We start from the raw sequence: 26,253 nt of genomic DNA, 5'->3' as shown, positions 1-26,253 counted from the left end.
CCGGATGGCAGGTCCGGGTCCGGCAACAGTCGGGCGCCGAGAGCACGCAGCAATGGGAGTATGAAATGGCGAACGGAACCGTCAAGTGGTTCAACGCTGAGAAGGGCTTCGGCTTCATCACGGTCGACGGCGGCGGACAGGATGTCTTCGTCCACTACTCGGCGATCGACATGAGCGGCTACAAGTCCCTGGAAGAGGGCCAGGCGGTCGTCTTCGAGGTCGGCACGGGAGCAAAGGGGCCCCAGGCCGAAGGTGTGCGCCTGGCGTAGCCGCTGATCAGGCACGCGATTCCTGCGACGCCGTCCACTCCGGTGGGCGGCGTCGTTCGTCGTTCCGGGGCGGATCCCGGGAGTTCGCTCAGGGCTCCGGTGCTCACTTGCACTCCCACCCCCTGAGTGCCAGAATCGACTTAGCACTCGTACTCATTGAGTGCTAACAACGTTCATGACGTCCGGGAGGGACGAAAAACACACATGGCTAAGATCATTGCTTTCGACGAGGAGGCCCGTCGCGGCCTCGAGCGTGGACTGAACATTCTTGCTGACACGGTCAAGGTCACCCTTGGGCCGCGCGGTCGCAACGTTGTCCTCGAGAAGAAGTGGGGCGCCCCCACGATCACCAACGACGGCGTGTCCATCGCCAAGGAGATCGAACTCGACGACCCGTACGAGAAGATCGGCGCGGAGCTCGTCAAGGAGGTCGCCAAGAAGACCGACGACGTCGCCGGCGACGGCACCACCACGGCGACCGTGCTGGCACAGGCGCTCGTTCGCGAGGGCCTCCGCAACGTCGCCGCAGGCGCCGACCCCATCAGCCTCAAGCGCGGCATCGAGAAGGCCGTCGAGGCCGTCACGGTCGAGCTCATCGCCAACGCCAAGGAGGTGGAGACCAAGGAGGAGATCGCTGCGACCGCTTCCATCTCCGCTGGCGACACCACCATCGGCGAGATCATCGCCGAGGCGATCGACAAGGTCGGCAAGGAGGGCGTCGTCACCGTCGAGGAGTCGAACACCTTCGGCACCGAGCTCGAGCTCACCGAGGGCATGCGCTTCGACAAGGGCTACCTGTCGCAGTACTTCGTGACCGACCCCGACCGCCAGGAAGCGGTGTTCGAGGACCCCTACATCCTCATCGCCAACCAGAAGATCTCCGCGATCAAGGACCTCCTGCCGATCGTCGACCAGGTCATCCAGTCGGGCAAGCAGCTCCTCATCATCGCTGAGGACGTCGACGGCGAAGCTCTCGCGACGCTCGTCGTCAACAAGATCCGTGGCATCTTCAAGTCCGTCGCCGTCAAGGCTCCGGGCTTCGGCGACCGCCGCAAGGCTCAGCTGCAGGACATCGCCATCCTCACCGGTGGCCAGGTCATCTCCGAGGAGGTCGGCCTCAAGCTCGAGACCGTCACCCTCGACCTGCTCGGCCGTGCCCGCAAGGTCGTCATCACCAAGGATGAGACCACCATCGTCGAGGGTGCCGGCGACGCCGACGCCATCGCCGGTCGTGTCTCGCAGATCCGCAAGGAGATCGACAACACCGACAGCGACTACGACCGCGAGAAGCTCCAGGAGCGTCTCGCCAAGCTCGCGGGCGGTGTGGCGGTCATCAAGGCCGGTGCAGCGACCGAGGTCGAGCTCAAGGAGCGCAAGCACCGCATCGAGGACGCCGTTCGCAACGCGAAGGCCGCCGTCGAAGAGGGCATCGTCGCCGGTGGTGGCGTCGCCCTGATCCAGGCCGGCAAGACCGCGTTCGAGAAGCTCGAGCTCGTCGGTGACGAGGCGACCGGTGCGAACATCGTCAAGGTCGCCATCGACGCTCCGCTCAAGCAGATCGCGCTCAACGCAGGCCTCGAGCCGGGCGTCGTCGCCGACAAGGTCCGCAACCTGCCCGTCGGACACGGCCTCAACGCCGCGACCGGTGAGTACGTCGACATGCTCGCTGCCGGCATCAACGACCCGGTGAAGGTCACGCGCTCCGCGCTGCTCAACGCAGCGTCGATCGCCGGCCTGTTCCTCACCACCGAGGCCGTCGTCGCCGACAAGCCGGAGAAGAACCCGGCTCCGGCCGGCGACCCGACCGGTGGCATGGACTTCTAAGTCCGACAGCAACACCTGCGCAGGGCGTCTCCTTCGGGAGGCGCCCTGCGTCGTTTCGCCATGCCGCATCGGGGAGGACCCTCGACCTGTATGCCCGTTCCCGCATGGGCCCGTCAGTCGTTGTAGAGACGTGATCGGAACGGCATATCGACGCGTGTGGCATTTCCTATGATCGAGCTATGAGACGCATCGGGGGAGCGGCGATCGCCGCCGTAGTGATTCTGGGGCTGAGCGCGTGCACGCCGGCCGAACCGAAGCCGACGGAGACGTCCACACCGGTGCCGTCCGCGACACCGACCACCGCCCCTGGGCCCACCACCCCGGTCAGCTCGTACGGACTCGGATGCAAGGACCTCGTCCCAGCCGACATCGTCAGCTCGGCACTCGCGCCCTCCGTCGTGCTCGAGGCCCCGTTCACGGATGACGTCAACGCGACACCGATCAATACGGCGCCCGTGGCGCTCGGAGGACTGCAGTGCAGCTGGGGGAACGGGGAGCCCCGCAGTCGGCTGCAGGGAGGCTCTCCGCTCGGGACCGAGCGCTGGGCGCAGGTGCTGGTGCTCCCTCAGGCGTCGGCCCGCTGGCAGCCGTTCTTCGAAGGTTGGACGTCGGGCGAGCCCGGCCCCTGGGAGAACTCCACGCCGCTCTCCTGCTTCACCGGTGACGGACGTGTGCTCGATGTGTGCAGTATGCAGTTCCTCGTCGGCGACAGCTGGGTGGAGGTCCTCATCGACGGCCCGGCCGACAATGTCGCCGAGTCCGACAAAGCGGCGCTGAACGCGGTCATGCCGTTCGTCGAATCGATCAGGACCGCATTGGAGCCGACGGCGAGTGCGCCACGTTTCGACTGGGGCGACACGACGGCCGGGCCAGCTGTCCTGCCGACCGAGTGCGAGGGCTTCGTGCCCGAGGCGACGATGAGTGACCTCCTCGGCCAGCAACTGGTGTACACGTCGGCGCCGAAGAAGGGCGGTTCGGCCAGTCGAGGGGCCGCCGACGATTTGGGCGTCCCGGACTGTATCTTCGGGCTCCCTGACAGCGATTCGGCTCGCGGATTGCTCACCGCCCTGCCCCGTGGACAGTGGGCCTATGAGCAGTTGGTCGAGACGCGGATGAAGGACGGTGCGGACATCAGCTTCCTGGCGCTCGACGGCTTGGGATCGCGCGACGCCTTCCTGCAGTGCCGGACGGAGATCTTCTCGTCGTGCAGCGTCCACCTCACGGTCGACGGTCATTGGCTGCGCATCGATGTCAGTAACGAGAGCTCGGCCGATCCGGTTTACGGGGTCTCCGAGCTCGGCGCACAAGCGACGGCTTATGCTCAGGCTGCCGCGGCCGGGGTCCTGAGCGGCCGTTGAGCCGCACCGTCGCCGGAGGTCGCGGGAGCCCGCCGACGCAGGTCCGTGAACCGCGTCGGCGGTCAGCCGCTCACCCGCTGAACATGCTGGCGTTCGCCCGCTCGATCTCGGCGTACTGTGTACCCGCGACAGCGAGTGCTCGACTGATCTCGCCGAGGTTCTCTTCGACCTGACGCTGGGTGCCTCTCCAGCGCTCGACGACACCGTGGAATGCGGCCGCCGCCGCGCCGGTCCATTGGCCGTCGAGTGCCGCCAGCTGCGTGTGCAGGCGGGCTACTTCGTTCTGGATCTGCTCGATCGTGACGCGTGCCGCCGTGGAAGCGCGTTCGACCGCGTCGCTGTCGACCTGGAAAGTGGCCATCGGGAACTCCGTTCGTCCGGGCGATGCCTGTCATCGCCGCTACCGAGACGGTAGGTGCTCGCCACCGGCCGGAACCGGCGAGAATGGCCTCGGGCGCGCAGTCCGGAGCGGGCCGCAGCCTGTGGAGGAGGGTCGAGCCAGCCCGCCGGCGGGTCAGGCCGGAGGGCCCGCGATGACGATGGGGCTCGTGGCCGCTGACGGTGCGAGCGGCAGGATGACGCGGAACGTCGCGCCGCCGCCGGGGGTCTCGGTCACGTCGACCGTGCCACCGTGCGCCGCGACGATGGAGGCGACGATGGCCAGTCCGAGGCCGCTGCCGCCCGTCTCGCGGGTCCGCGAACTGTCGGCACGCCAGAAGCGCTGGAAGATCTTCTCGCGGATCTGTGGCGGGATACCCTCGCCGTGGTCGACGATGGCGATGCTGGCGGTCCCGGCGCGGGCGTCCGTGCCGACCGCGAGCTCGATCGGACTGTCGGCGGGCGTGAAGCGCAGGGCGTTTCCGATGAGGTTCGTGACGACCTGCCGGATCTTGTTCTCCTCGCCGAGGACGATCGGTGGCACGGCCAGGGTCAGTGGTTCGGCGATGGGCTTCGTGTCGGGCGTGGTGGCGTCGCCGGAGGGCTTCGGCCGACGCCGGAAGCGGTTGAACGTCGCGCCGAAGATCGGCCCGGTCGAGCCCGTCTGGGCTGGTGCCTCGGCAGCGGCCGGGGACTCGCTCGTCGCCTGGGCGGCGTCGTCGTCGGCCGCTCGCACCATGCGTTCGTCGCGGACGACCTGGACCGTGCGCCCGGGGGCCTGGGCGGTGGTGTCGAGCGCGGCGTCGCGTGCGATCGGGAGCAGGTCGACGGGGGCGACGTTCAGTGGTCGCGTCTCATCGAGGCGGGCGAGCTGGAGGAGGTCCTCGACGAGCGCACCCATGCGGATGGCCTCCTTCTCGATGCGCTCCATGGCTTGCGCCACGTCCTGCGGCGTCTGGAGGGCGCCCATCCGGTAGAGCTCGGCGTAGCCGCGGACGGAGACGAGCGGGGTGCGCAGCTCGTGGCTCGCGTCGCCGACGAAATTCCGCATCTGCTCGATGGTCTTTCCACGATCCGAGTAGGCGCGGTCGATGCGAGCGAGCATCGTGTTGAGCGATCGGCTGAGTCGCCCCACCTCGGTGTTCGGCGTCGAGCCCGCGAGTCGCTGGCTGAAGTCGCCGTCGGCGAACGCGGCGGCCGTCCGTTCCACCTGGCGAAGCGGTTCGAAGGTCCCGGTCACCAGCCACCGGGTGAGGAGTGCCCCGACCACGATGATGAGCACGCCGAGGACGAAGAAGATCGTGAGGTAGGTCGCGATGGTGTTGTCGGTGCCCTGCATCGAGATGGCGACCCATGCCGCTCCCGTGCGGAAGCCGTCGAGGGTGACCGGGACGGACACCGCGTGGTACACGATCGTGCCGCTCGCGTTGGTGGTCGTGTAGATCTGGGTCCCGCTCGCGGCGACGTCGTTCGCGCTGAGGTGCGCCGGGTGCTCGGGAGCGATGCTGTCGTCCCAGCCGGAGGAGGCCCGGAGTTCGCCGTTCGTGTCGTACACGGCGACGAACAGCGTCGAGGGGGCGTCGAGCTGGAGCTGACCGTCCTCGGAGATCTCACCGACGATCTTGCCCTTGGCGGCAGTGACCAGACTGTCGTTCGCCTGCTGGGTGAGGACCTCCTTGAGGAGCGGGGTCGTCCCCATGCCTGCGACGAGCAGACCGAAGGCGAGGACGAGCACCGTCACCCCGGTGATCTTCGTCCGGAGTGAGACGCTGCTCCACCAGGTGGACAGGGAATCGGCCATCGGGTGGGGGCTACGCCTTTCCGGCCTTGAGCATGTAGCCGAATCCGCGCTTGGTCTGGATGAGCGGCTCGCTGGAGAACTGGTCGAGCTTCCGGCGCAGGTAGGAGATGTAGCTCTCGACGATGCCGGCGTCGCCGTTGAAGTCGTACTCCCAGACGTGGTCGAGGATCTGGGCCTTCGACAGGACGCGGTTCGGGTTGAGCATGAGGTAGCGGAGGAGCTTGAACTCGGTCGGGCTGAGGTCGATGGGGGTGTCACCGACGAGGACCTCGTGGGTGTCCTGGTCCATCGTCAGCTCGCCGGTGCGGATCACCGCGTCCTCGTCGGCCTGCATCGTCCGGCGGAGGATGGCCTTGATGCGTGCCACGATCTCGTCGAGGCTGAACGGCTTGGTGACGTAGTCGTCGCCGCCGACCGTCAGGCCCGTGATCTTGTCCTCGGTGTCGTCCTTCGCGGTGAGGAAGAGGATGGGCGCCGTGTAACCGGCGCTGCGGAGGCGCTTGGTGACGCCGAAGCCGTTCATGTCCGGCAGCATCACGTCGAGGATGATGAGGTCTGGCTCCTCCTCGAGGACCGCCGAGATGGCGGCTGCGCCGTTGCCCACGGCACGGACGGCGAAGCCGGCGAATCGCAGGCTCGTGGTGAGGAGGTCGCGGATGTTCGGTTCGTCGTCGACGATGAGGATGCGGGGTCCGGTCATGACACCATTATCTGCACGTTTCTTGAGACTTTTCTGAGAGCCGGATTCACGCGTTCTGGAGGGCGTGGGCGTCGAGGATCGTGTAGCTGTAGCCCTGCTCAGCGAGGAACCGCTGCCGGTTCTGCGCGAACTCCTGATCGACCGTGTCGCGCGACACCAGGGTGTAGAAGCTCGCGGTGAGACCCGTGGACTTCGGGCGCAGCAGGCGGCCGAGACGCTGCGCCTCCTCCTGCCGTGAACCGAACGACCCCGACACCTGGATGGCGACGGTCGCTTCGGGCAGGTCGACCGAGAAGTTCGCGACCTTGGAGACGACGAGCACCTGCTCGGTGCCGTCGCGGAAGGCCTGGTAGAGCCGTTCGCGCTCGTCGACCGGCGTCGCCCCCGTCAACTGCGGGGCTCCCAGCGTCTCGGCGAGCTCCTCGATCTGATCGAGGTACTGTCCGATGACGAGGATCTGCTCGCCGCGGTGCCGTTCGACGAGCTGTCGGACGACGTCGAGCTTCGCCGGGGCGGTCGCGGCGAGGCGGTACCGCTCGTCGTCGGCCGATGCGGCATAGGTGAGTCGGTCGGCCTGGGGAAGGTCGACGCGTACCTCGAAGCACGCGGCGGGGGAGATGAAGCCCTGCGCCTCGATCTCCTTCCACGGGGCATCGAACCGCTTCGGGCCGATGAGCGAGAAGACGTCGCCCTCGCGACCGTCCTCGCGGATGAGCGTCGCCGTCAGGCCGAGGCGACGCCGCGCCTGCAGCTCGGCGGTGAGCTTGAAGACGGGGGCCGGGAGCAGGTGCACCTCGTCGTACACCACGAGGCCCCAGTCCATGGCGTCGAGCAGCGCGAGGTGCGCGTACTCACCCTTCCGCTTGGCCGTGAGGATCTGGTAGGTCGCGATCGTGACCGGTTTGACCTCCTTCACCTGCCCTGAGTACTCGCCGATCTCCTCGGCGGTGAGGGAGGTGCGCTTCAACAACTCGTCGCGCCACTGCCGCGCCGAGACCGTGTTCGTGACGAGGATGAGGGTGTTGGTGGACGCCGTCGCCATCGCTCCGGCGCCGACCAGAGTCTTGCCCGCACCGCAGGGGAGCACCACGACGCCGGAACCGCCGGAGAAGAAGTTGTCGACCGCCTGCTGCTGATAGTCGCGGAGGTGCCAGCCGTCCTCGACGAGGTCGATCCGGTGCGGCGTGCCGGCCGTGTATCCGGCGAGGTCTTCGGCGGGCCAGCCCAGCTTCACGAGTTCCTGTTTGAGCGCGCCGCGTGCCCACGGCTCGACGAGGAAGGTGTCCGGCGTCGGATGCCCGATGAGCAGTGGCGCGATCTTCTTGGCGCCGGCCACCTCGGTCAGGATCGGGAGGTCCGTCGAGCGGAGGACGAGCTCACCCTCCTCGGAGCGTTCGATCACGAGCCGTCCGTAGCGGTTGACGGTCTCGCGCATGTCGATCGTCACGGACGCGGGGATGGAGAACTTCGAGTACCGCTCCAGCGTCTCGATCATCTGGTCGGCATCGTGCCCGGCGGCCCGCGCGTTCCAGAGTCCGAGACGGGTGATCCGGTAGGTGTGGATGTGCTCCGGCGCACGCTCGAGCTCGGCGAACACCGAGAGATCGTGGCGGGCGTCCTCGGCGAGCGGGTGGGCGACCTCGAGCAGCACGGTGCGGTCGCTTTGGACGATCAGCGGTCCATCAGACATAACGGTCGAGTCTACCGGCGGATCCGGTGCGCAACCCCCTTGAGTGGGCGCTCAGCCGGCGATCCGGACCTCGGTGATCATCGCGAGCGGCAGGGTGCGTTCGACGTCGGCCGTCCGGTCCAGACCGCGCAGACGACCACCGGCGAGACTCACCGGCTCGATCGTGAACGTGGATCGTCGCTCGCCGTGCTGCAGCTGCACGGTGACCGGCGTGTGGTCGCGGACGGCGATCTCCAGCTGCTTGGACAACCACGCGGAGCTGGTGTCCCCGCGGTCGTCGGCGCGGAGCCGCGCCACCAGGTCCGGTTCCGTCGAGGCGGCCGGAGCGGAGACCGCGGCGCGCATGACCGGCTGCCGGCGGATCCGGAGCGGGGCGCCGTCGTCGTCTTCCGCGACCACCGGATAGCGCGCGTCGTGGAGGGCCCAGTAGACCGTCGCCGCCTCGATCCGGCTGGTGAGCCGGTGCTCGTCGCTCGGCCGGAGACCGAGCGCCACGAGGCTCTGGTCGACCGAGATCGCCGCGATCAGGCCGGCGTCGTCGGAGCGGATGTAGCTGCTGCGTCCGGGATCGGCCGAGGCGTCGGCTGACGCGCGGATCGTCCCGACGCGGACGAGGCCGAATCGGGATGCGGCCTCGGACACGAGGTACCGCAGGGGCTGGGGGACGCCGGTCAGGGAGATCGACTCGAGGTAGGCGAGCAGGTCCTCGGCCGTGTCCCCGTCGGCGAGGGCGCGGGTGACGCTCGAGGTCGTGATGCGGTATCTCGACGCCTGGGCGCGCCCCTCCGGCTCCGCGAGGGATCGGAGACGGACGTCGAGTTCCGCTGTCGGGGGACCCAGCGCGATGATCGTCAGGTCGTCCTGGAGGACGACCTGCGACACCTCGGCGGGGAGCATGGACGCGAGCGTCGAGGCCGCGTCGGCCGCGTGGTCCTCGACGAGGAGTCGTCCGAACCCGCTGGTCGCTCCGTCGACGGTGATCCCGAGCAGCTCGGCGACCGCGTCGACCGCCCGCGTCGGTGCCACGACGGCATCCTCCGCCAACGGGTACCACCAGCTGAGCTCCTCGACCAGGTCGACGGAACCGCGCCGGTACGCCGTCAGGACGTGGTCGCGGACCGTGGCCGGGATCGCGTCGCGCCAGGCCGTCGCGAGGCGGAGCCAGCGTTCCGCGGTGGCCGACGCCAGCCAGGCCTCGCCGACCTCGCTCAGGCGGATGGCGGAGCCGATCGCATCGGTGAGCCCGGCCGACGACGCCGCGGACAGGGCGAGCTCGATCTGTTCGGGCGTGCTCGCCGCCGCGGCCGCGAGCCGTTTGAGGTCGGGCATGGACGGGGCCCCACGGCCGAGCAGACGGGCGGGCTCGCGGTCGAGTTCGTGGAGGCTCTCGCCCACGATGCCGACGGCGCCGGCCGCACGCTCACTCGCGAGGGCGTCCGTGTCGGGCGAGGGCCGGGTCGCGTGGGACGTCGGCGCCTCAGCCGGAAGCTGGAGTTCGGCCCGGCCGGGCTTCCCGCTCGCCGCCCACTCCTCGAACACCGCGGCCACCGCGCTCACCGGCCTGATCGGACCGGCACCGTCGTCCAGCACGAGGATGTCGTGCTCCAGCCGCTCCAGGGCGGCATCCACCTCCGACTCGTCGCGTCCGAGCGTGGTCGCGAGCGACTGGGGCTCCATCCCGTCCAGCGCGGCGGCGAGCACGGCGAGGGTGTCCCGGTCGAGCAGGGCCATCCGGCGGGCGACGCTCGCGTCGTCCAACAGGGCCTCGGCGAAGTCGAAGAAGTCCGCGATGCGGGCTGAGGAGGCCCTGCGGTCGGGCGTCAGCCTGCGGAGCGCGTCGTCCGGGAGCTCCCGGAGGCGGCGCGCGATCGCGAAGGCCTCGCCCATGGTCGTCAGCGCGGTGACTGACCGCGGGACTCGCGGGACCGTCGTACGGCACCCACGATGATGAGTGTGATCAGCATCAGGAAGGCGATCGGGAGTCCGACGAGCGGCAGGATGGTCACGACCGGCCAGGCGCCGACGGCGAAGTCGCCCTGCTCGAGGCCGGTGGCGGTGCCGACCATCACCGCGACGAACGCGGCGATCGACACGGCGACGATCGTCACGACCATGTAGGCCAGGATCCGTTCGGGCCGCGAGATGCTCGGCGTCTGCTCATCAGTCACGCTCCCAGGATAGAGGCACGCGGCTGCTGCACCGAATAGGCTGGGGGCCGAGGACCGATGGTCCTCTCGATCGCGCGTCCTGCGCGATCACCGCACGGCGCTGCATTTCTGCGCACGACACACAGCGAGGTTCCCATGCCCACCGGCAAGGTCAAGTTCTACGACGAGGAGAAGGGCTTCGGCTTCATCAGCTCCGATGACGGCCAGGAGGTCTTCCTGCACGCTTCCGCACTGCCCGCGGGCACGGCCGGCGTGAAGCCGGGGACGCGGCTCGAGTTCGGCATCGCCGACGGCAAGCGCGGCGCCCAGGCGCTGTCCGTGCGCGTCCTCGAGGCTCCTCCCAGCCTCGTCAAGCTGAAGCGCAAGCCGGCCGACGACATGGCGATCATCGTCGAGGACCTCGTGAAGCTCCTCGACGGCATCGGTGGCGACCTGCGCCGCGGCAAGTACCCGAACAGCAGCCACAGCAAGAAGATCGCTGCCGTGCTGCGCAAGGTCGCGGACGAGCTGGATGCCTGACGCGGGCCAGGAGACACCGGCCGAGGATCGCGACGTCACGGCGGACACGGACGCCCGACCCGCGTCGGACGAGCACCGCTCGGACGACGGCGCCGACGGCGAGTCGACCCCGGCACCCGTGCCGGACGAGACCCTGATCGCGGCCGTCGAGCTCGCGCGTGAAGCGCTGCAGGAGATCACGCCCGCGAGCACGGTGGGTGAGCCGGCCGGGCACGTCGTGGTCGACGATCACGTCGTCTCGTTGCTGTTCGCGAACACGATGGCCGGCTACCCGGGATGGTTCTGGACGGTGACGCTCTCGCGGACCGCCGACGACGCCGCGCCCAACGTGCTCGAGACGGAGCTGATGCCCGGTGACGGCGCGTTGCTGGCTCCGCAGTGGGTGCCGTGGTCGGAGCGCCTGGCGGACTACCGCGCCGCGCAGGAGGCCGCGGCCGCTGCCGCGGCTGACGACGCGCTCGACGACGCTGATGACACCGACGAGTTCGACGACGACGTCGCGCTGTCCGGGGATCCCCGCGACCGCGACCGCGACGGCATCGAGCTCGAGTACGACGAAGACGACGTCGATGCGGCGTCGGACGATTCCGACGACGACGATGAATCGGACGACGACTCCGACGAGGACGACGAGGACGACTCCGACGAGGACGACGACTCCGACGAGGACGACGACCGGTTCGAGGACGAGTAGCACTCGCCCACCACGCGACAGACGAACGGGCGGCCGGACCTCGAGAGGGTTCGACCGCCCGTTCGGCGTGCAGTGGGGTGTCGGATCAGAGTGCGCCGACGACGTGTTCGATGCTCGCGATGAGCTGACGGACGTCTGCGGGGTCGATCGCGGTGAAGGTCGCGACGCGCAGCTGGTTGCGACCGAGCTTGCGGTAGGGCTCGGTGTCGACGATGCCGTTCGCCCGCAGGGTCTTCGCGACCAGCGCCGCGTCGATGGCGTCGTCGAAGTCGATCGTGACGACGACCTGGGAGCGGTGGTCGGGGTCGGTCACGAACGGCGTCGTGTAGGAGGTGCGCTCGGCCCACTCGTACAGGGCGCCTGAGGACTCGGCCGTCCGTGCCGACGCCCAGGCGAGGCCGCCGTTGCCGTTGATCCACGAGATCTGCTCCTCGAGGAGCACGAGCGTCGACAAGGCAGGCGTGTTGAGCGTCTGCTCGAGTCGGGAGTTGTCGACCGCGTTCTTCAGGCTCAGGAACTCCGGGATGTAACGCCCGCTGGCGGCGATCCGTTCGATGCGCTCGATCGCTGCGGGGGAGCAGAGGGCGAACCACAGGCCGCCGTCGGATGCGAAGTTCTTCTGCGGTGCGAAGTAGTAGACGTCCGCCTGGCTCGCGTCAAAGTCCACACCACCGGCGGCACTCGTCGCGTCGATCACCGTGAGTGCACCGGCGTCGCCGGAGACGCGTCGCACCGGGGCCATGACACCGGTCGAGGTCTCGTTGTGCGGCCAGGCGTACACGTCGACGCCCTCGACCACCTCGGGATCGATGCGGGATCCACCCGGCACCTCGCGGACGTCCGGGGCGGTGAGCCACGGGGCGCCGGCCGCCTTGGCGAACTTGCCGCCGAACTCACCGAAGACGAGGTTCTGGCTGCGCTGCTCGATGAGGCCGAAGGCGGCGGCGTCCCAGAACGCGGTCGAGCCGCCGTTGCCGACGATGATCTCGTAGCCCTCGGGAGCGCGGAACAGCTCGGCCAGGCCGGCGCGGACACGGCCGACGAGCTGCTTGACGGGAGCCTGTCGGTGGGAGGTGCCGAGGAGGGACAGGCCGGCCGCCGAGAGCGCTGCGATCTGCTCGGGTCGGATCTTGGAGGGGCCGCAGCCGAATCGACCATCGGCGGGCAGAAGGGACGTGGGAATCGTGATCTCCGGCATACGGCGATTCTAGAGGCGGGGGCCTCATGGCGTCGTGCCACGCAGCCGGATGCGTCCACGCGGGGCGGAGTGGCTTGGCGCGGGAACGTCGCCGCTGCGCACTAGGCTTACCGGGAACGTGCAATCGGGCAGGGAGGGCGTCGATGACCGATTTGATTGACACCACAGAGATGTATCTCCGCACCATTCTGGAGCTCGAGGAGGAGAACATCATCCCGCTTCGTGCGCGGATCTCCGAGCGCCTCGGGCACTCCGGACCGACGGTCTCGCAGACGGTCGGTCGGATGGAGCGCGACGGACTCGTCGTCGTGTCGGGGGACCGGCACCTCGAGCTCACCGAACCGGGTCGTCGCAAGGCTGTCCACGTCATGCGGAAGCACCGCCTGGCGGAGCGCCTCCTGAGCGACGTCATCGGCCTGGAGTGGGAGTTCGTCCACGAGGAAGCCTGTCGCTGGGAACACGTCATGAGTGAGCAGGTCGAGCGCAAGCTCCTCGACATGCTCAACCACCCCACCGAGTCGCCGTACGGCACCCCGATCCCCGGACTCGACGAGTTCGGCGACAGCCCCGCCGTCGCCTTCTCGCAGGGCGTCATCAACATCGTGGGTCTCGTCGAAGGACGCTCCGAGCCGGTCACGGCGACGGTCCGACGTCTCGGCGAACCGGCGCAGGTCGACCCCGAGCTGCTCCTGCAGCTCAAGCAAGCCGGCGTCATGCCGGGTCGCGCGGGAACCTTCGCGGCAGCGGGCGGCTACGTGCTCGTCACCATCGACGGTGTCGAGGGCGGCCTCGAGCTGCCCAACGAGCTCGCGACGCACATCTTCGTGGAGACCCCTGCCGCGTGAGCATGAGACGCGTATGAGGATTCCCTCATGTGCCCGTTTTCCCGTGATCGAAACGTGACTTTCTGAGGGGTAACCCGTAGGCTGTCACTCGTCCTGAAGGCCATGATCTGGCTCAAGGAAGACGACCGAGGCACCCCCTAGCCCGTCCCTCGGCCACACGAACCGACATCAATCGTCGGATGGGGCTGCGCCATGCCGATCGCACGACCGCGATCGTCGTCGCTCATGCGGGGTGCCGGAGGAATCCACTTGACTGCAGCTGGCGAGAGCGGCCCCGACCAGGCCGAGACGACCCCGAACGTCCCCCTCACCCGGAAGCAGCTCCGACTCCAGGAGCAGGCCGCGAAGCAGGCGGAGGCGACCACCCCGTCCCAGACGGAAGCAGACGACGCGCTCGTCACCGAGGTCGCTCCGGACACAACCGTCGACCACCCCGAGATCGTCCTCGACGATGCCGTGGTCGAGGAGGTCGACGCCGCCGTCACAACCGGTGAGGTCCGTGTCGACCAGCGGCCGCTGACGAAGCCCGCCGCACCGGAGCCGACGGCCCCGCAGTCCTTCACCGTGACGTCCGCCACCGACGCCTCGCTCGCGACCGTCGCTCCGCTCCGCACCGGTGCGGATCGCGTCGCCCGCAACAAGCCCCCGGTCAAGCCGTCCGCGTCGACGGTCGCCGTGCGCAAGCCGAAGCCGTCCGGAGCCCGACCCGGCTCCGTCCGCGGCGTCGCCACCATGGCCTTCCTCGTGCCGGCACTGGTCGCCACCGTCGCCCTCCCAGCCTATGCGGCGAGCAGCAGTGCGCAGACCGAGTACGGGACGTCCGCCTCGGAGCAGCTGAAGGCCTCCGGTGCCCAGAGCGTCGTCGCTTCCGACAAGGTGGCCGACGCACCGATCTCCCGCGACCTCTACAGCGCGACGACGCCGGACGAGCTCGCCGAGCGCCAGCGGCAGCTCGACGCCGCTGCAGCTGCCAGCAACGCCACCTACTCGATCACCGTGGGCGCACGTCAGGCCGGCGACGACTACCCCTGGTTCGACCAGGCGACCGACGACGAGGGCGGCGGGCTCTCGCCGCTGCGGTACTACTACCGCGAGTGCGTGGACTTCGTCGCCTGGCGACTCAACCGCGACGCGGGTACGCCGAGTGGGAACTGGGCCTTCACCTGGGGCAACGGCCTGCCGCCGAGCAGCGCCTACGGCTGGGCCGACTCGTGGCAGTACAACAAGGGGACCAACGCCATCGCCGGCTCCGTCGCCTGGTTCAACTACAACCACGTCGCCTATGTGCAGTCGGTCAACGCCGACGGGACGGTCACCCTGGAGGAGTACAACTGGGGATCCGCACGGCACAGCTACAACACGCGCACCATCGCGGCCAGCGCCGTGGCGCTCTACCTCTACCCGCCGGGCGTCGGCTGATCCGACCCGCTCGACCTGGATCGCGTCCCTCCGTCGGAGGGACGCGATTCGTCGTCGTAGGCGGTGACCGTTCGCGACCGAGCGGTGTCCGTCGTCCGAAGCCGAGGTGGCGCGGAGGGGAATTCTCCTGCAACGTGCGGAAATCCGGTCGGTGTGGGTTAATCTGGTGCTCTGCAACTCGGAGAGGTTCAGGAGCTGATGCACGCTATACGTCGCCACGTGGTCGCGAATGGTCGCGGCCTCTACGTGCTGCGGCATTCCAGCCAAGCGTGCCGTGGCTCCGCCGTGGATCAAGAGGGTGCTGTCGTCATGACAGTGCCCTTTTTTGTTCCCCGGAAACGACTCGATCCGCCGCGTCAGGGACGCAGCAGGTGATGATCGTCGACCGGTCGCGGCAGCCGTCGTGGCCCTTCGGAAGGGAACGTGCATGCGCACACTGGTGTTGAACGCGGGCTATGAGCCGCTCGCGATCGTCTCGTTCAAGCGGGCCCTCGTGCTCGTGATGCATCACAAGGCGACCGTCGTCGAGATCGACTCCTCGCATCCCGTGGTGGCGACGAGTGGATCGTTCGACCGGCCGTCGGTCATCCTGCTCACCAGATACGTCCGGATCCCGAACGCCCGCCGGGTGCCCGTGACCCGCCGCGGCGTGCTGCGCCGCGACGGCCACCGCTGCGCCTACTGCGGGAAGGCGGCGACGACGATCGACCACGTGCAGCCGCGCTCGCGCGGGGGTGTGGACAGTTGGGAGAACCTCGTGGCCTGCTGCCTGCGCTGCAACAACGTGAAGGGCGATCGCACGCCGATGGAGATGAACTGGAGCCTCCGGGTCTCGCCGCGGACGCCGCACGGCTCGCAGTGGATGGTGCGGGGCGTCGAGCGCTCGGAGCCCGACTGGGAGCAGTACCTGGCGCCTGCCGCCTGAGCGACCGGCTACACTCGACGGGTCAGCCTCTGTAGCTCAATGGAAGAGCAGTTCCGTCCTAAGGAAAGGGTTGGGGGTTCGAGTCCCTCCAGGGGCACTGTCCGAGGTGCGGCCGTCCAGGCGAGCACGGCTTCGCATGTCGGGTAGGGCTGCGAGCACGCCGTAGGCTCGAAGCATGACGCACGACCTCCACCGCCAACTCGAACGCGACGCCATCACTCTTCGTCAGCTGCGGTCGGCCGTGGTCGTCGCGGATGCTCGGACGCTCGGCGCCGCGGCGAACCTGCTCGGGGTCGCACAGCCGAGCCTCGCGCAGCAGCTGCGGCGGCTCGAGGCAGCGCTCGGGGTCGAGCTGTTCAGCGTCCTGGGGGAGGAGTACCGCCCGACGCGCGAGGGGCAGCGCTTCCTGCTCAAGGTCCGCACCTTCATCGACGTGGTCGCCGACATGGACCCGGCGTCACCGGCGCGGCACATCCGGGTCGGCCGTCCGCCGACGACGTGGGACGCGGTCGTCTCCGAGGCCGGTCGCCGCATCGACGTCCCGGCGATCGCGGTCACGATCGAGCCGGTCGAGCAGCTGCACCTCGTCACCACCGGTCGTCTCGACGCCACCATCGTGCGCCTGCCGATCGAGCTGCCGGACGAGCTCGCCGCCGAGGAGATCGCCGCACTCCCGCTCGGGGTCGTCATGCGAGCGGCGCACCCGCTGTCGGCGAAGGACGTCATCGAGTGGTCCGATCTCGCCGACCAGGAGCTGCTTCGTCCCGAGCCCGGCAAGGACCCGGCGTACTCGGCCTGGCTGGCCGGCGCGCTCGCGGCGCGCGGCTGGTACCCGCGCTCCCTGACGATCGACGCGGGGAACGACACGCTGTTCCTCGACGCCCTGCGCTTCGGTGAGCGACTCGTCGCCCTCCGTCCGGTGGCCGCGATGCGGGAGGGCGACGGCCTGTGCTGGCGGCCGTTCGCCGACGCGCCTGAGCTCCGCGAGCGGTTCGCCCTGGTCACACGACGCGAGTGAGTCCGCTCGGGGCCGGTTGGTGATGACACCCTCCACACGCCCTTTTGCGACCCGACCGGGATCTTCTCCCGATCAAGTCGGTCGACTTGTTCCGGATTTCTGCCGCGTTCGACACCGTGTTCTCAGCTCGGAGTGGGTACGCTTATCCCTGAATCGGGGGATGACAGAAGCAGGATACGCACATGCCCGAACGACGACCACAGCAGCAACGAGGTCATGAACGACGCCAGACCGTCGTCGAAGGTGCCGCGCGCATGTTCGACCGGGTCGGCTACGGACAGGCGAGCCTGTCGGACATCGCCCGCGAGGCGGGGACGACGCAGGGCTCGCTGTACTTCTACTTCCCCTCGAAAGAGGAACTGGCGATCGCCGTCATCAACGAGCAGAGCACGCGCTCGATCGCTGCGCTGACCGCGCCGACCACCGCGCCCTCGCCGTTCGGCGGGCTGGTCCAGGCCTCCCGCGCCATCACCGAGCAGCTGCTCACCGACCCCATCACCCGCGCCGGCCTGCGGCTGTCCCTCGAGCAGGGCGTCATCCAGGCTCCGACGACCGCGTTCCACGAGCAGTGGATCGCGAGCGTCGAGGAGCGGGTGCGGGCCTCGATCGAGCTCGGTGAGTTGCAGTCTCCGCTCGAGCCGGCGGAACTGGCGAGGTCCTTCGTCGCGTTCTTCACCGGGACACAGCTCATCTCGAACCTGCTGGCCGGTCGGACCGACCTCCTCAACGCGGTCGACACCATGTGGCGGATCCTCATCGCGGCGGTCATCGTCGCGGACCGCCAGGCCGAGGTGCTCGCCGTCCTCGACGCCGCCTTCGACGCGCAGGACGCCTGAGCGGTCGGGTGCACGTTAGGGGGTAGCCCTGACGCACGCGCCGTGAGGTCACCCTAAACTGAATCGGGTGATTAACTCACTTTGCTGATCGTCGTGCGACGACGGATGGATCACGGTGTGCGGGGGCATTCCGCGTTCCATCGGCGAAGAGTTGGTTCACGTGCCGGGCTGGGCGATGTCGTGGGGGGATCGCCCAGCCGACGGCGTGTGGACGCCTCAGCGGCCGATGGCTTGCGGCGCGTATCGGTGCTCTGGACGCCCCGTGGTCCCGTACCGCAGCTGCGTCGTCAGGAGACCTCGAGCGGCCAGCGCGGAGAGGTACCGTTGCGCCGTCGCGCGTGAGACGCCGACCAGCTCGGCCACCTCGGCGGCCGAGCGCTCGCCGTCCGCCTCCGACACCGCCTCGAGGACGGCCGTCTCCGTGGCGGACCTCGACCGGGTCGTCGCCCCGGCGTCGCCGGAGTGCAGGATGCGCAGGGCGCGCTCGATCGTCTCCTGGTCGGCGTTCACCGCCTCGCCGAGGACGTTCCGGAACCGGGCGTAGGCGGCGAGCCGGTCCTGGAGCACCTGCGGCGCGAACGGCTTCACCAGGTACCCGAGGGCCCCGGCGCGAAGCGCTCGGCGCACGGACGCACCGTCCGACGCTGCGGAGACGACGATGGTGTCGATCGGGAGGTCCACGAGGAGCTCGAGCCCGTTCCGATCCGGCAGATAGCCGTCGAGGAGCACGAGGTCGGGTGGCTCGGTGGCGATGCTCCGCGCGGCCTCGGCGGCCGACCCGACAGGACTGAGCGCGCGGAAGCCGTCGACCTCGTCGACGATCCGGCAGTGCAGGCGGGCGACGTGGAAGTCGTCGTCGACGACCAGCACGGTGAGATCGGCCGTCACGATCCCTCTCCCGCCAGGGACTGCGCCGGCTCGACCGTCCCGGGGAGCCGTGCGCAGAAGACCGCTCCGTGTTCGCCGCGGACGCCGGGGGACGCCAACCAGACGTCGCCTCCTCGACGACGCGCGACGTCGCGCGAGAGCGGCAGACCGAACCCGTGGCCGTGGATGTCGTCCGGGTCGCCAAGGCCGATGGTCGGGGCGGCGGCTGGCGCGTCGTCCTGGCCGGTCGCCGCGACGCCGTCACCCGAGTCCATCACGGAGCAGTGCAGCTCGGTGCCGTGGTCGAGGACCTCGACCTCCACCCAGGCCGGTCGGACCCGGCCCGAGACGGCCGCGTTCACCGCATTGTCGAGCAGGTTGCCGAGGACGGTGGTCACGTCCTCAGGATCGCACAGGGAGCCGGTGACGAGGGTCTCGGAGCCGATGGTGACGAGTACCCCGCGTTCCGCGGCTTCGACCCCCTTCGCACCGAGGAAGGCCTGGAGGTAGGGCTCGGTGAGGCGGTCCGCGTGCTGCACCGGGTACTTCAGCGGTCCGTGGTCGAGCACGTTGGCGAGATACTCGCGGGCCTCGGCGTCCTGCCCGGTCTCGAGGAGGCCGGAGATCGCATGCAACCGGTTCGCGAACTCGTGCCGCTGCGCGCGGAGGGCGGTCGTCATCGTCGCGACCGCGTCGAGCCGCCGGGTGAGCGCCTCGACGTCGGTGCGGTCGCGGACGACGACCACTCGCCCGAGGTCGACGCCGTCCCGGGACACGGGCCGGACGTCGACGAAGAGGACGCGGGACCCGACGACGAGCTGGGCCGAGGTCGGCCTCGCGGCGTCGTCCGCGACGAGGTCCACCAGTCGCTCGGGCAGATCGAGGTCGTCGAACCGACGCCCGATGACCGACCCGATGTCGAGGAGCCTGGCCGCCTGCTCGGTGCACACCGTCACGACGCCGTCCGGCGAGACACCGAGGACGCCTTCGCCGACCCCGCCGAGGACCGCAGCCTGGTTCTGCACGAGCGCGGCGAGTTCCTCCGGTCCGAGGCCCAGGGTGAGCCGCCGCAGCCGCCGCCGGATGAGCATCGAAGCGATCAGACCGATCGTCAGCGCGAGCAGCGCTGCGCCCGCGACCAGCATGGTCTCGCCCACGACGTCGGCGAACACGCGCTGCGGGGCGAACCCGACGCTGATCTCGCCGACGACCTCGCCGGCGCCGGACGAGACCACGGCCCCACCGGTGTCGGAGGACTCGGCGGCGAAGACGGGCACCTTGGCGCGGGCGGACGGCCCGAGGGTGCCGGTCTCCCACGAGACCGACTCCGTCCCGGCCAGGGCCGCTTCCGCACTGGTGCTCACCCGGAGCCCGAGCTGGTCGGGGTCGGGGTGCGCCAGACGGATCCCGCGCTCGTCGGTGATGACCACGAAGAGCGCCCCGGTCCGTGTGCCGACCTCCGTGCCGAGCTCCTGCAGGGGACCGGTCCGGAGGTCGGCCGCCGTCGGCGTCCCCGGGGTACGTGCCTCGAGCGTCACGGCGGTCCGGACGTCGGGATCGCTCGCGACGCTCTGCGCGATCGCGAGGGCGGTGGACTGGGCCTCGCGCACGAGGCGCTCGCTGCTCATCCAGGCGAACACGCCCGTGCACACGGCGACGACCGCGATGACGACGACCAGCTGCAGCACCAGCACCTGCGCCGCGAAGCTGGAGCGCCCGGCCCGTCGTCGACCTGGCAGCTCCGCTTCCTCGCCGATCATGGCTCCGATCGTACGTCGCCGGGGCGATGGGCGGTGTCGACCGCGTGATGAGCAGAATGCGCAGAAGGTCGTGTAACCCGCAGATCCGAGCCGAACGCCCACAAGCGAGACAGTTCCGTGCCACTCCCGTACGGTTCCGGGAACGCCCGCCGCGCTCGGTCCATCGCCCGTGTCGCCGCGTGACGTCCCATCGTGCACACCGCGGTGCACGCAGACGAAGGAGTCGACATGCTGGTCATTCTCGGATTCGCGATGATCCTCACCTTCATGGTGCTGATCATGACGAAGCGCCTCACCCCGATGGTGGCGCTCATCATCGTCCCCACGGTCTTCGGGCTGTTCGCCGGCGCCGGACTCGGGCTCGGCGACATGGTCATCGAGGCGATCGGCAGCCTCGCTCCGACCGCCGCCCTGTTGATGTTCGCGATCATGTACTTCGGGATCATGATCGACGTCGGGCTCTTCGACCCGCTCGTGCGGTTCATCGTCCGTGCGCTGGGCAACGACCCAGCGAAGATCGTCGTCGGTACGGCCCTCCTGGCGGGCGCGGTGTCACTCGACGGCGACGGGTCGACGACCTTCATCGTGACGACCGCCGCGATGCTGCCGATCTACCTGCGGCTCGGCATGAACCCGGTCGTCCTCACCTGCGTCGCCGGGCTCGCGAACGGCACGCTGAACATCGTCCCGTGGGGTGGGCCGACCGTCCGCGCCGCTTCGGCCCTGGGTGTCTCGCCGACCGAGATCTTCGTCCCGATGCTGCCGTCGCTCGCCGCCGGCCTCGTCCTCGTGTTCGCCTTCGCCTGGTTCCTCGGGCTGGGGGAGCGCAAGCGCCTCGCGGGCGTCGACCTCCTCGGCGACGGTGCCTCCGGCGTCGCCGCACCGGGTTCGGGTTCCGGGCCCGCCGACCACCCGCTCACCGGCGGCATGTCGACGACCTTCTCGACCAGTGCCCGTGGGCGCCTCGCGACCCTCGTCCGCCCCGACGACACGGCCATGGCCGACACGATGCTCGACCCCGAACGCGACACGCTGCGCCCGCGCGTCATCTGGGTGAACCTCGTGCTCACGGTCGCGGTCATGACGCTGCTCGTGCTCGACCTCGTCCCGTTGCCCTACGTGTTCATGGTCGGCACCGCCATCGCCCTCCTGGTGAACTTCCCGAGACTCGCGCAGCAGTCCAAGGAGATCGTCGCCCACGCCCCGAGCATCGTCGGCGTGGTCTCGATGGTGCTCGCGGCCGGTGTGCTGATCGGCGTCCTCAACGGGACCGGCATGGTCTCCGCGATGGCCGACTGGATCGTCGACATCATCCCGACGGAGCTCGGTCCGTTCCTCGCGGTCATCACCGGGGTGCTCAGCATCCCGATGACGTTCTTCATGAGCAACGACGCGTTCTACTTCGGCATCCTGCCGGTGCTGGCCGAGAGCGCTTCGACCTTCGGCATCGAACCGGTCGAGATGGCGCGCGCGTCGATCACCGGTCAGCCGGTCCACCTGCAGAGCCCGCTCGTTCCGGCCATCCTCCTGCTCGTCTCGCTCGCCAGCGTGAACCTCGGCGACCACCACAAGAAGGTCCTGTGGCGCGCCGCGATCGTCTCGCTTGTGATGCTCGTTGTCGGCGTGCTCGTCGGCACCATCCCGTTCGGCTGACACCGGCGGGCACCGCGGCTCAACGCGTGGTCGTCCAGTCGAGGTTGACGACGTCGCCGATGTAGATGTCGAGTCCGAGGCCGGGGATCGACGGGTTCATGCGGAGCAGCTGCTGCTGCGGCAGGTCGAAACGCTGCGCGATGTCGAAGAACACGTCGCCGGCGACCACCGTGTAGGTGAGCGGGTTGCCCTCGGCATCCGTGGCGACCGGGCCGAGCGCGCCGTCCCGCGGCCCGAGGTCGAACGCCGGGCCCTCCGGAAGCGGTTCCGCCGGTTCCGCCGGCGCGTTCGGCACGATCGGTGCCGGCTCAGGAGGCAGGGCGTCGCGCGCGGTCGAGGTGGGCACCGGGGCGACCGAGGGCGACGGGTCGGGCTGCTGGGTGACGACCACCGTCACCGGAGGCGGGGCCGGCTGCGAGACGCAGCCGCTCAGGGTGAACAGACCGGCCACGCCGATCGCGAGGTTCCGGGCGTACGGCAGCGCACGTCGACGCCCGGTCGATTCCTTCGGCCCCACAGCGCATCCCCCCAGGATGGACCGGGCCCGCAACGCGGTCGGCTGGGCTCGGTCGAACCCTCAGCCTACGGCGAGGCGCGGCGAGTCCGAGCAGGGCTAGCCCCGAAATCCCGAGCGCGGGGGCCCTCCAGTAGGCTGCTGGAACGCGCATCGAAGGAGAGCCATGACGGAGCAGGACATCGACCGGACCGGAACGGGAACCCCCGCGGCAGGACCGTCCACCGGCTTGCGATGGGGCATCCTCGGCCCTGCCGGTGTCGCGAAGAGCTTCACCGCCGACCTCCGACGGCACGGCTTCGACGTCCGGGCCGTCGCCTCGCGATCTGCCGAGACCGCAGCCGCGTTCGCCGCCGAGTTCGACATCCCGAACGTCCACGTGGGGTACGAGGCGCTCGCCGCCGACCCCGAGGTCGACGTGATCTACATCGCGACCCCGCACCCGTTCCACGCCGAGCAGGCGGTGCTGGCGCTCGACGCCGGGAAGCACGTCCTCATCGAGAAGCCCTTCACTCTCAACGCCGCCGAGGCGCAGGCGGTCGTGGCGCTCGCCGCGGAGCGCGGCCTGGTCGTGCTCGAGGCGATGTGGACCCGGTTCCTCCCGCACATGGTCCGGCTCCGCGAGTTGCTCGCCGACGGTGTCATCGGACAGCCGCGTAGCCTCGTCGCCGATCACACCCAGCTGCTCTCCGACGACCCGGAGCACCGCATGAACAACCTCGAGCTGGGCGGCGGCGCGCTGCTCGACCTCGGCGTGTACCCGGTCTCCTTCGCGTCGTCCGTCTTCGGGACCCCGACGACGATCCAGGCCACGGCCGCGCTCCGCGACACGGGGGCGGACATGCAGGTCGCGACCCTCTTCGGCTACGCGGACGGCCAGGTGGCGAACACCCTGTCGGCGAGCAACACCGTCGGCCCGAACCGCGCGGCCATCGTGGGGACCGACGGCTGGATCGAGTTCGACCGCGTCTGGTACACGGCGACGACGTTCCGGGTGTTCGGCACCGACGGCGAGGTCGTGGAGACCTACCGTTCCGAGGTGGACGGCCGCGGGATGCACTTCCAGGCGTGGGAGCTCGAACGGCTCGCCTCCGAGGGCAAGCTCTCCGGTGACATCATGCCGCTCGCCGAGACGGTCGCGATCATGGAGACCCTCGACGAGGTCAGGCGCCAGATCGGCGTCCGGTACCCGGGCGAATGACCCGAGGCGCCTGAACACGCGGGTCGAGACCGATCCGTCGTGCCCGAGCACCCTCGTGCAACTCGATGGCGTCGCTGTAGTGCCCGATCAGGGCGCTGCTGACGCTCTTCCAGCTGCGCGGTAGGACGCCTGCCCGAGCTGCGGCACCGAACGCAGCCCGCTTCACCTCGTCACCCACGAGGTCCTGGACGAACCCGCGCAGCTGTTCGAGCCTGCCGGGTTCATAGAGCCACCCGGTGCGACTGGAGTCGACGAGGTCGACCGGCCCACCCCGACCGGTCGCGACGACGGGGACGCCAGAGGCCATCGCCTCCTGGATGGTCTGGCAGAAGGTCTCGGACTCGCCGGGGTGGACGAACACGTCCAGCCCGGCCATCGCGACCGCCAGCTCCTCGCCGTCCAGGAATCCGGTGAAGACCGCGTTCGGAAGTCGCTGTTCGAGCGAGGCACGCAGTGGCCCCTCGCCGACGATGACGAGCTTCACGCCCGGGAGTCCGCCGAGCACCGCGAGGTCCTCGACCTGCTTCTCGGCTGCGAGTCGACCGACGTAGCCCACGATGCGCTCGCCGCCGGGAGCGATGGACCGACGCCAGGCCTCGCTGCGCCGTTCCGGGGAGAACCGGACGGCGTCGACGCCCCGCACCCACAAGCGGACCCGCGGGATGGCGTGCGCCTCCAGCTGCGCGATCGACTGCCGTGACGGCGCGAGCGTGAGCGTCGACCGGCCGTGGAGGCGCTCGACGTGTTGCCACAGCAGCGCTTCGGCGACCGGGAACCCGTACCGTCCGGCGTAGGCCGGGATGTCGGTCTGGTACACGGCGACGGTCGGGACGCCCAGGCGCTCGGCGGCCTGGACACCGCGCCAGCCGAGGACGAACGGCGAGGCCAGGTGCACCACGTCGGGGCGGAAGCCGCGGAGGAGCTCCGTGATCCGGCCGACCCCGCCGGCGGCGACCCGCACGTTCCGGTAACGGGGGAGCGGGATCGACGGGACGCCGTCCACCCGGAAGCCCTCGTGGAGCCGCGGCGTCGAGGCTCCGGCGCCGGGGGCGATGACGAGCACCTCATCCCCTCGGTCCGCGAAGTGCTCCATGATGCGGAGCAGGGAGTGGGTGACGCCGTTCATCTGCGGCAGGAACGACTCGGTCACGATTGCGATCCTCACACCCATGATGCTCCGCGTCGTACGGGTCGCAGCGGTGCCCGGCGGGCGACGTGTCGGTGACCATCGGGTGACATCGCGGTGCCGCACGATGAGGCGCAGCCTGCTTTACTTATCGCATGAGTGCTGGTGGATTCGGAAGCGGCGGCGGGAGCGCGTCGGAGCGGATCGAATCCTTCTCGTACACCCCGGCGCGGCGGCTGCGGCCGAACGCGAAGGTCCTGCCGGAACACGCCCGCGGCCACAACCGGGCGCTCGTGCTCCAGACCCTCTTCGCCAGCGGGGCCATGAGTCGGGCCGACATCGCCCGAGCCACCGGCCTGACCCGGGTGAGCATCTCCGACCTCGTCGCCTCGCTCATCGCGGACAACCTCATCGTCGAGGTCGGGCTCCGCGAGACCTCTCGCCCGGGCAAGCCCGCCACGCTCATCGACATCAACCGCGACGAGTTCCAGATCGTCGGCCTCGACCTCTCCGACACCGAGGTGTTCCGAGGCGCGGTGCTGACGCTCGACGGCGAGGTCGTGACCATGCTCGAGGTGCCGCTCGACGGCGCCATGGGGGCGGACGCGATCGCGAAGGCCGTCGCGCTCGCCGCAGATCTCGTCGAGGAGGCGACGGTCGAGGTGCTGGGCATCGGGGTCGGCTCGCCCGGCATCGTCGACATGACCGGCACGGTCCGCAGCGCGCCGAACCTCGGCTGGACCGACGTCGACCTCCAGGGGGCGATCGAACAGGTCGCCCAGGTACCCGTCCTCGTCGCGAACGACGCCAATGCCGCCGTCCTCGCGGAGTACAGCTTCGGCGGGGCGGACGGCGACCTCATGCTCGTGAGCGTCGGGAACGGCGTCGGGGCGGGGCTGCTCGTGGGCGGTCACCCGCTCTTCGGGAGCCGGTTCGCAGCCGGTGAGATCGGCCACGTGGTCGTCGGCACCGACGGTGGACCATTGTGCGCCTGCGGGAAGCGTGGGTGCCTCGAGGCCTGGCTCGCCGTGCCGCACCTGCGCGAGCTCCTCGCGGCGGCCGAGGCGAGCGATCTTCCGACCGCGGAGGTCGAGCAGCGTCGCGAGGAGATCCTGCGCGCGGCAGGGGAGCGACTCGGTGTCTCGCTCGCCGCGATCGTCGGTGCGCTGAATCTCTCGGAGATCGTGGTGAGCGGCCCGGAGGAGTTGCTCGCCGGCGTGCTCCTCGACGCGGCGATCGAGACCGTGCGGGCGCGCACGATGACCGAGTTCCACGGCGGCGTCCAGATCCGGATGAGCGAGCAGGGCGCCGACATCGTCCTGCGGGGCACCGCGGTGATGGTGCTCTCCGGCCTCCTCGGCGTCTCCTGACCCTCGGACGACGCGCGCGTCGCACATTTCCTCGGCGGACTCGGCGAAAAACCGCACCGCTTCCCGGTGTTTCCACTACCGGGCACGTATGGTGCAAGTGTGTGGCGGCTAGAGAAGAGA

At 69.5% G+C, this 26,253-nt stretch carries 24 protein-coding genes and 1 tRNA gene; 14 read left to right on the top strand and 11 right to left on the bottom strand.

The annotated features are described in order from the left end of the window. Positions 1 to 65: 65 nt before the first annotated feature. The 3 genes from AC4PMY_RS03260 (at position 66) to AC4PMY_RS03250 (ending at position 3,451) form a co-directional block, all read left to right on the top strand. Positions 66 to 269, top strand: a complete 204-nt coding sequence (locus AC4PMY_RS03260; protein ID WP_064296568.1) for a cold-shock protein — start codon at positions 66 to 68, stop codon at positions 267 to 269. 204 nt (positions 270 to 473) lie between these two features. Beyond that, on the top strand, positions 474 to 2,093 hold the full coding sequence (groL, locus tag AC4PMY_RS03255; RefSeq protein ID WP_064296567.1) for a chaperonin GroEL: 1,620 nt from the start codon (positions 474 to 476) through the stop codon (positions 2,091 to 2,093). 689 nt (positions 2,094 to 2,782) lie between these two features. Then, a complete protein-coding gene (locus tag AC4PMY_RS03250) occupies positions 2,783 to 3,451 on the top strand; it encodes a hypothetical protein (protein ID WP_139205402.1) in 669 nt (222 codons plus the stop codon). 70 nt (positions 3,452 to 3,521) lie between these two features. On the opposite strand, the gene AC4PMY_RS03245 is transcribed toward AC4PMY_RS03250, so the two are convergent. From AC4PMY_RS03245 to AC4PMY_RS03220, 6 genes are all read right to left on the bottom strand, one after another. Beyond that, positions 3,522 to 3,812 carry a WXG100 family type VII secretion target gene (locus tag AC4PMY_RS03245; RefSeq protein WP_064296564.1) on the bottom strand — a complete coding sequence of 97 codons (291 nt, stop codon included), beginning with the start codon at positions 3,810 to 3,812 and terminating at the stop codon, positions 3,522 to 3,524. Positions 3,813 to 3,965: 153 nt separating this feature from the next. Beyond that, positions 3,966 to 5,630: a sensor histidine kinase gene (locus tag AC4PMY_RS03240; protein WP_071261178.1), complete on the bottom strand. Its 1,665-nt coding sequence runs from the start codon at positions 5,628 to 5,630 to the stop codon at positions 3,966 to 3,968. A gap of 10 nt (positions 5,631 to 5,640) precedes the next feature. Continuing rightward, positions 5,641 to 6,330 (bottom strand): response regulator transcription factor, encoded by a 690-nt coding sequence (locus AC4PMY_RS03235; RefSeq protein WP_056007716.1) that lies wholly within the window; start codon positions 6,328 to 6,330, stop codon positions 5,641 to 5,643. Positions 6,331 to 6,376: 46 nt separating this feature from the next. Next, the gene (locus AC4PMY_RS03230; RefSeq protein ID WP_121289777.1) at positions 6,377 to 8,020 is read right to left on the bottom strand and encodes a DNA repair helicase XPB; all 1,644 of its coding nucleotides are present in this window, start codon (positions 8,018 to 8,020) and stop codon (positions 6,377 to 6,379) included. Between the two features lie 51 nt (positions 8,021 to 8,071). Next, positions 8,072 to 9,907, bottom strand: coding sequence for a helicase-associated domain-containing protein (locus tag AC4PMY_RS03225; RefSeq protein ID WP_491621992.1), 1,836 nt, complete (start codon positions 9,905 to 9,907; stop codon positions 8,072 to 8,074). A gap of 5 nt (positions 9,908 to 9,912) precedes the next feature. Next, positions 9,913 to 10,188 carry a hypothetical protein gene (locus AC4PMY_RS03220; RefSeq protein ID WP_064296560.1) on the bottom strand — a complete coding sequence of 92 codons (276 nt, stop codon included), beginning with the start codon at positions 10,186 to 10,188 and terminating at the stop codon, positions 9,913 to 9,915. A 135-nt stretch (positions 10,189 to 10,323) separates the two neighbouring features. Between AC4PMY_RS03220 and AC4PMY_RS03215 the strand changes: the two genes are divergently transcribed. Both AC4PMY_RS03215 and AC4PMY_RS03210 read left to right on the top strand, forming a co-directional pair. Then, positions 10,324 to 10,707: a cold-shock protein gene (locus AC4PMY_RS03215; RefSeq protein ID WP_064296559.1), complete on the top strand. Its 384-nt coding sequence runs from the start codon at positions 10,324 to 10,326 to the stop codon at positions 10,705 to 10,707. Then, positions 10,700 to 11,401, top strand: a complete 702-nt coding sequence (locus tag AC4PMY_RS03210) for a DUF3027 domain-containing protein (protein WP_491621991.1) — start codon at positions 10,700 to 10,702, stop codon at positions 11,399 to 11,401. Before AC4PMY_RS03215 ends, AC4PMY_RS03210 begins: the two co-directional genes overlap by 8 nt. Positions 11,402 to 11,486: 85 nt before the next feature. Here the strand turns inward: AC4PMY_RS03210 and serC are convergent, their stop codons facing one another. Then, positions 11,487 to 12,599 carry a phosphoserine transaminase gene (gene serC / locus AC4PMY_RS03205; protein WP_064296557.1) on the bottom strand — a complete coding sequence of 371 codons (1,113 nt, stop codon included), beginning with the start codon at positions 12,597 to 12,599 and terminating at the stop codon, positions 11,487 to 11,489. A 143-nt stretch (positions 12,600 to 12,742) separates the two neighbouring features. Here serC and AC4PMY_RS03200 point away from each other — a divergent pair, with 143 nt between their 5' ends. From AC4PMY_RS03200 to AC4PMY_RS03175, 6 genes are all read left to right on the top strand, one after another. Beyond that, positions 12,743 to 13,444, top strand: coding sequence for an iron-dependent transcriptional repressor DtxR (locus AC4PMY_RS03200; RefSeq protein ID WP_064296556.1), 702 nt, complete (start codon positions 12,743 to 12,745; stop codon positions 13,442 to 13,444). A gap of 249 nt (positions 13,445 to 13,693) precedes the next feature. Further along, positions 13,694 to 14,863 (top strand): CHAP domain-containing protein, encoded by a 1,170-nt coding sequence (locus AC4PMY_RS03195; protein ID WP_491621990.1) that lies wholly within the window; start codon positions 13,694 to 13,696, stop codon positions 14,861 to 14,863. A 427-nt stretch (positions 14,864 to 15,290) separates the two neighbouring features. Beyond that, positions 15,291 to 15,788 (top strand): HNH endonuclease, encoded by a 498-nt coding sequence (locus AC4PMY_RS03190; protein ID WP_064296554.1) that lies wholly within the window; start codon positions 15,291 to 15,293, stop codon positions 15,786 to 15,788. Between the two features lie 25 nt (positions 15,789 to 15,813). Continuing rightward, positions 15,814 to 15,885 (top strand) — tRNA-Arg (locus AC4PMY_RS03185). Positions 15,886 to 15,963: 78 nt separating this feature from the next. Continuing rightward, entirely contained in the window at positions 15,964 to 16,806 is an 843-nt protein-coding gene (locus AC4PMY_RS03180; protein WP_064296553.1) for a LysR family transcriptional regulator, read from the top strand. Positions 16,807 to 16,988: 182 nt separating this feature from the next. Beyond that, entirely contained in the window at positions 16,989 to 17,642 is a 654-nt protein-coding gene (locus AC4PMY_RS03175) for a ScbR family autoregulator-binding transcription factor (RefSeq protein ID WP_064296552.1), read from the top strand. Between the two features lie 216 nt (positions 17,643 to 17,858). Here AC4PMY_RS03175 and AC4PMY_RS03170 read toward each other — a convergent pair whose 3' ends face one another. After that, positions 17,859 to 18,530: a response regulator gene (locus AC4PMY_RS03170; RefSeq protein WP_491621989.1), complete on the bottom strand. Its 672-nt coding sequence runs from the start codon at positions 18,528 to 18,530 to the stop codon at positions 17,859 to 17,861. After that, positions 18,527 to 20,269 (bottom strand): sensor histidine kinase, encoded by a 1,743-nt coding sequence (locus AC4PMY_RS03165; RefSeq protein ID WP_491621988.1) that lies wholly within the window; start codon positions 20,267 to 20,269, stop codon positions 18,527 to 18,529. The genes AC4PMY_RS03170 and AC4PMY_RS03165 overlap by 4 nt, the downstream gene beginning before the upstream one ends. Before the next feature lie 228 nt (positions 20,270 to 20,497). Here AC4PMY_RS03165 and AC4PMY_RS03160 point away from each other — a divergent pair, with 228 nt between their 5' ends. Further along, positions 20,498 to 21,922 carry a CitMHS family transporter gene (locus tag AC4PMY_RS03160; RefSeq protein WP_491621987.1) on the top strand — a complete coding sequence of 475 codons (1,425 nt, stop codon included), beginning with the start codon at positions 20,498 to 20,500 and terminating at the stop codon, positions 21,920 to 21,922. A 19-nt stretch (positions 21,923 to 21,941) separates the two neighbouring features. Here the strand turns inward: AC4PMY_RS03160 and AC4PMY_RS03155 are convergent, their stop codons facing one another. Then, a complete protein-coding gene (locus tag AC4PMY_RS03155; RefSeq protein WP_064296548.1) occupies positions 21,942 to 22,439 on the bottom strand; it encodes a LysM peptidoglycan-binding domain-containing protein in 498 nt (165 codons plus the stop codon). 163 nt (positions 22,440 to 22,602) lie between these two features. On the opposite strand from AC4PMY_RS03155, the gene AC4PMY_RS03150 reads away from it, so the two are divergent. Next, positions 22,603 to 23,637, top strand: coding sequence for a Gfo/Idh/MocA family protein (locus AC4PMY_RS03150; protein ID WP_079001926.1), 1,035 nt, complete (start codon positions 22,603 to 22,605; stop codon positions 23,635 to 23,637). On the opposite strand, the gene AC4PMY_RS03145 is transcribed toward AC4PMY_RS03150, so the two are convergent. Continuing rightward, the gene (locus AC4PMY_RS03145) at positions 23,600 to 24,802 is read right to left on the bottom strand and encodes a glycosyltransferase family 4 protein (RefSeq protein WP_491621986.1); all 1,203 of its coding nucleotides are present in this window, start codon (positions 24,800 to 24,802) and stop codon (positions 23,600 to 23,602) included. The genes AC4PMY_RS03150 and AC4PMY_RS03145 overlap by 38 nt on opposite strands. 116 nt (positions 24,803 to 24,918) lie before the next feature. On the opposite strand from AC4PMY_RS03145, the gene AC4PMY_RS03140 reads away from it, so the two are divergent. Next, positions 24,919 to 26,133, top strand: coding sequence for an ROK family transcriptional regulator (locus AC4PMY_RS03140; protein ID WP_082916219.1), 1,215 nt, complete (start codon positions 24,919 to 24,921; stop codon positions 26,131 to 26,133). The last annotated feature ends 120 nt before the right edge of the window (positions 26,134 to 26,253 follow it).

The organism is Plantibacter sp. MDV22-iso1 (genome assembly GCF_058408345.1).
This window is presented reverse-complemented; position numbering and strand designations above follow the sequence as displayed.

Coding starts and splice junctions, on each gene's coding strand:
- AC4PMY_RS03260 (WP_064296568.1), top strand. CDS start 66: ATGGCGAACGGAACCGTCAAGTGGTTCAACGCTGAGAAGGGCTTCGGC.
- groL (WP_064296567.1), top strand. CDS start 474: ATGGCTAAGATCATTGCTTTCGACGAGGAGGCCCGTCGCGGCCTCGAG.
- AC4PMY_RS03250 (WP_139205402.1), top strand. CDS start 2,783: ATGCAGTTCCTCGTCGGCGACAGCTGGGTGGAGGTCCTCATCGACGGC.
- AC4PMY_RS03245 (WP_064296564.1), bottom strand. CDS start 3,812: ATGGCCACTTTCCAGGTCGACAGCGACGCGGTCGAACGCGCTTCCACG.
- AC4PMY_RS03240 (WP_071261178.1), bottom strand. CDS start 5,630: ATGGCCGATTCCCTGTCCACCTGGTGGAGCAGCGTCTCACTCCGGACG.
- AC4PMY_RS03235 (WP_056007716.1), bottom strand. CDS start 6,330: ATGACCGGACCCCGCATCCTCATCGTCGACGACGAACCGAACATCCGC.
- AC4PMY_RS03230 (WP_121289777.1), bottom strand. CDS start 8,020: ATGTCTGATGGACCGCTGATCGTCCAAAGCGACCGCACCGTGCTGCTC.
- AC4PMY_RS03225 (WP_491621992.1), bottom strand. CDS start 9,907: ATGGGCGAGGCCTTCGCGATCGCGCGCCGCCTCCGGGAGCTCCCGGAC.
- AC4PMY_RS03215 (WP_064296559.1), top strand. CDS start 10,324: ATGCCCACCGGCAAGGTCAAGTTCTACGACGAGGAGAAGGGCTTCGGC.
- AC4PMY_RS03210 (WP_491621991.1), top strand. CDS start 10,700: ATGCCTGACGCGGGCCAGGAGACACCGGCCGAGGATCGCGACGTCACG.
- serC (WP_064296557.1), bottom strand. CDS start 12,599: ATGCCGGAGATCACGATTCCCACGTCCCTTCTGCCCGCCGATGGTCGA.
- AC4PMY_RS03200 (WP_064296556.1), top strand. CDS start 12,743: ATGACCGATTTGATTGACACCACAGAGATGTATCTCCGCACCATTCTG.
- AC4PMY_RS03190 (WP_064296554.1), top strand. CDS start 15,291: ATGCGCACACTGGTGTTGAACGCGGGCTATGAGCCGCTCGCGATCGTC.
- AC4PMY_RS03180 (WP_064296553.1), top strand. CDS start 15,964: ATGACGCACGACCTCCACCGCCAACTCGAACGCGACGCCATCACTCTT.
- AC4PMY_RS03175 (WP_064296552.1), top strand. CDS start 16,989: ATGCCCGAACGACGACCACAGCAGCAACGAGGTCATGAACGACGCCAG.
- AC4PMY_RS03165 (WP_491621988.1), bottom strand. CDS start 20,269: ATGATCGGCGAGGAAGCGGAGCTGCCAGGTCGACGACGGGCCGGGCGC.
- AC4PMY_RS03160 (WP_491621987.1), top strand. CDS start 20,498: ATGCTGGTCATTCTCGGATTCGCGATGATCCTCACCTTCATGGTGCTG.
- AC4PMY_RS03150 (WP_079001926.1), top strand. CDS start 22,603: ATGACGGAGCAGGACATCGACCGGACCGGAACGGGAACCCCCGCGGCA.
- AC4PMY_RS03140 (WP_082916219.1), top strand. CDS start 24,919: ATGAGTGCTGGTGGATTCGGAAGCGGCGGCGGGAGCGCGTCGGAGCGG.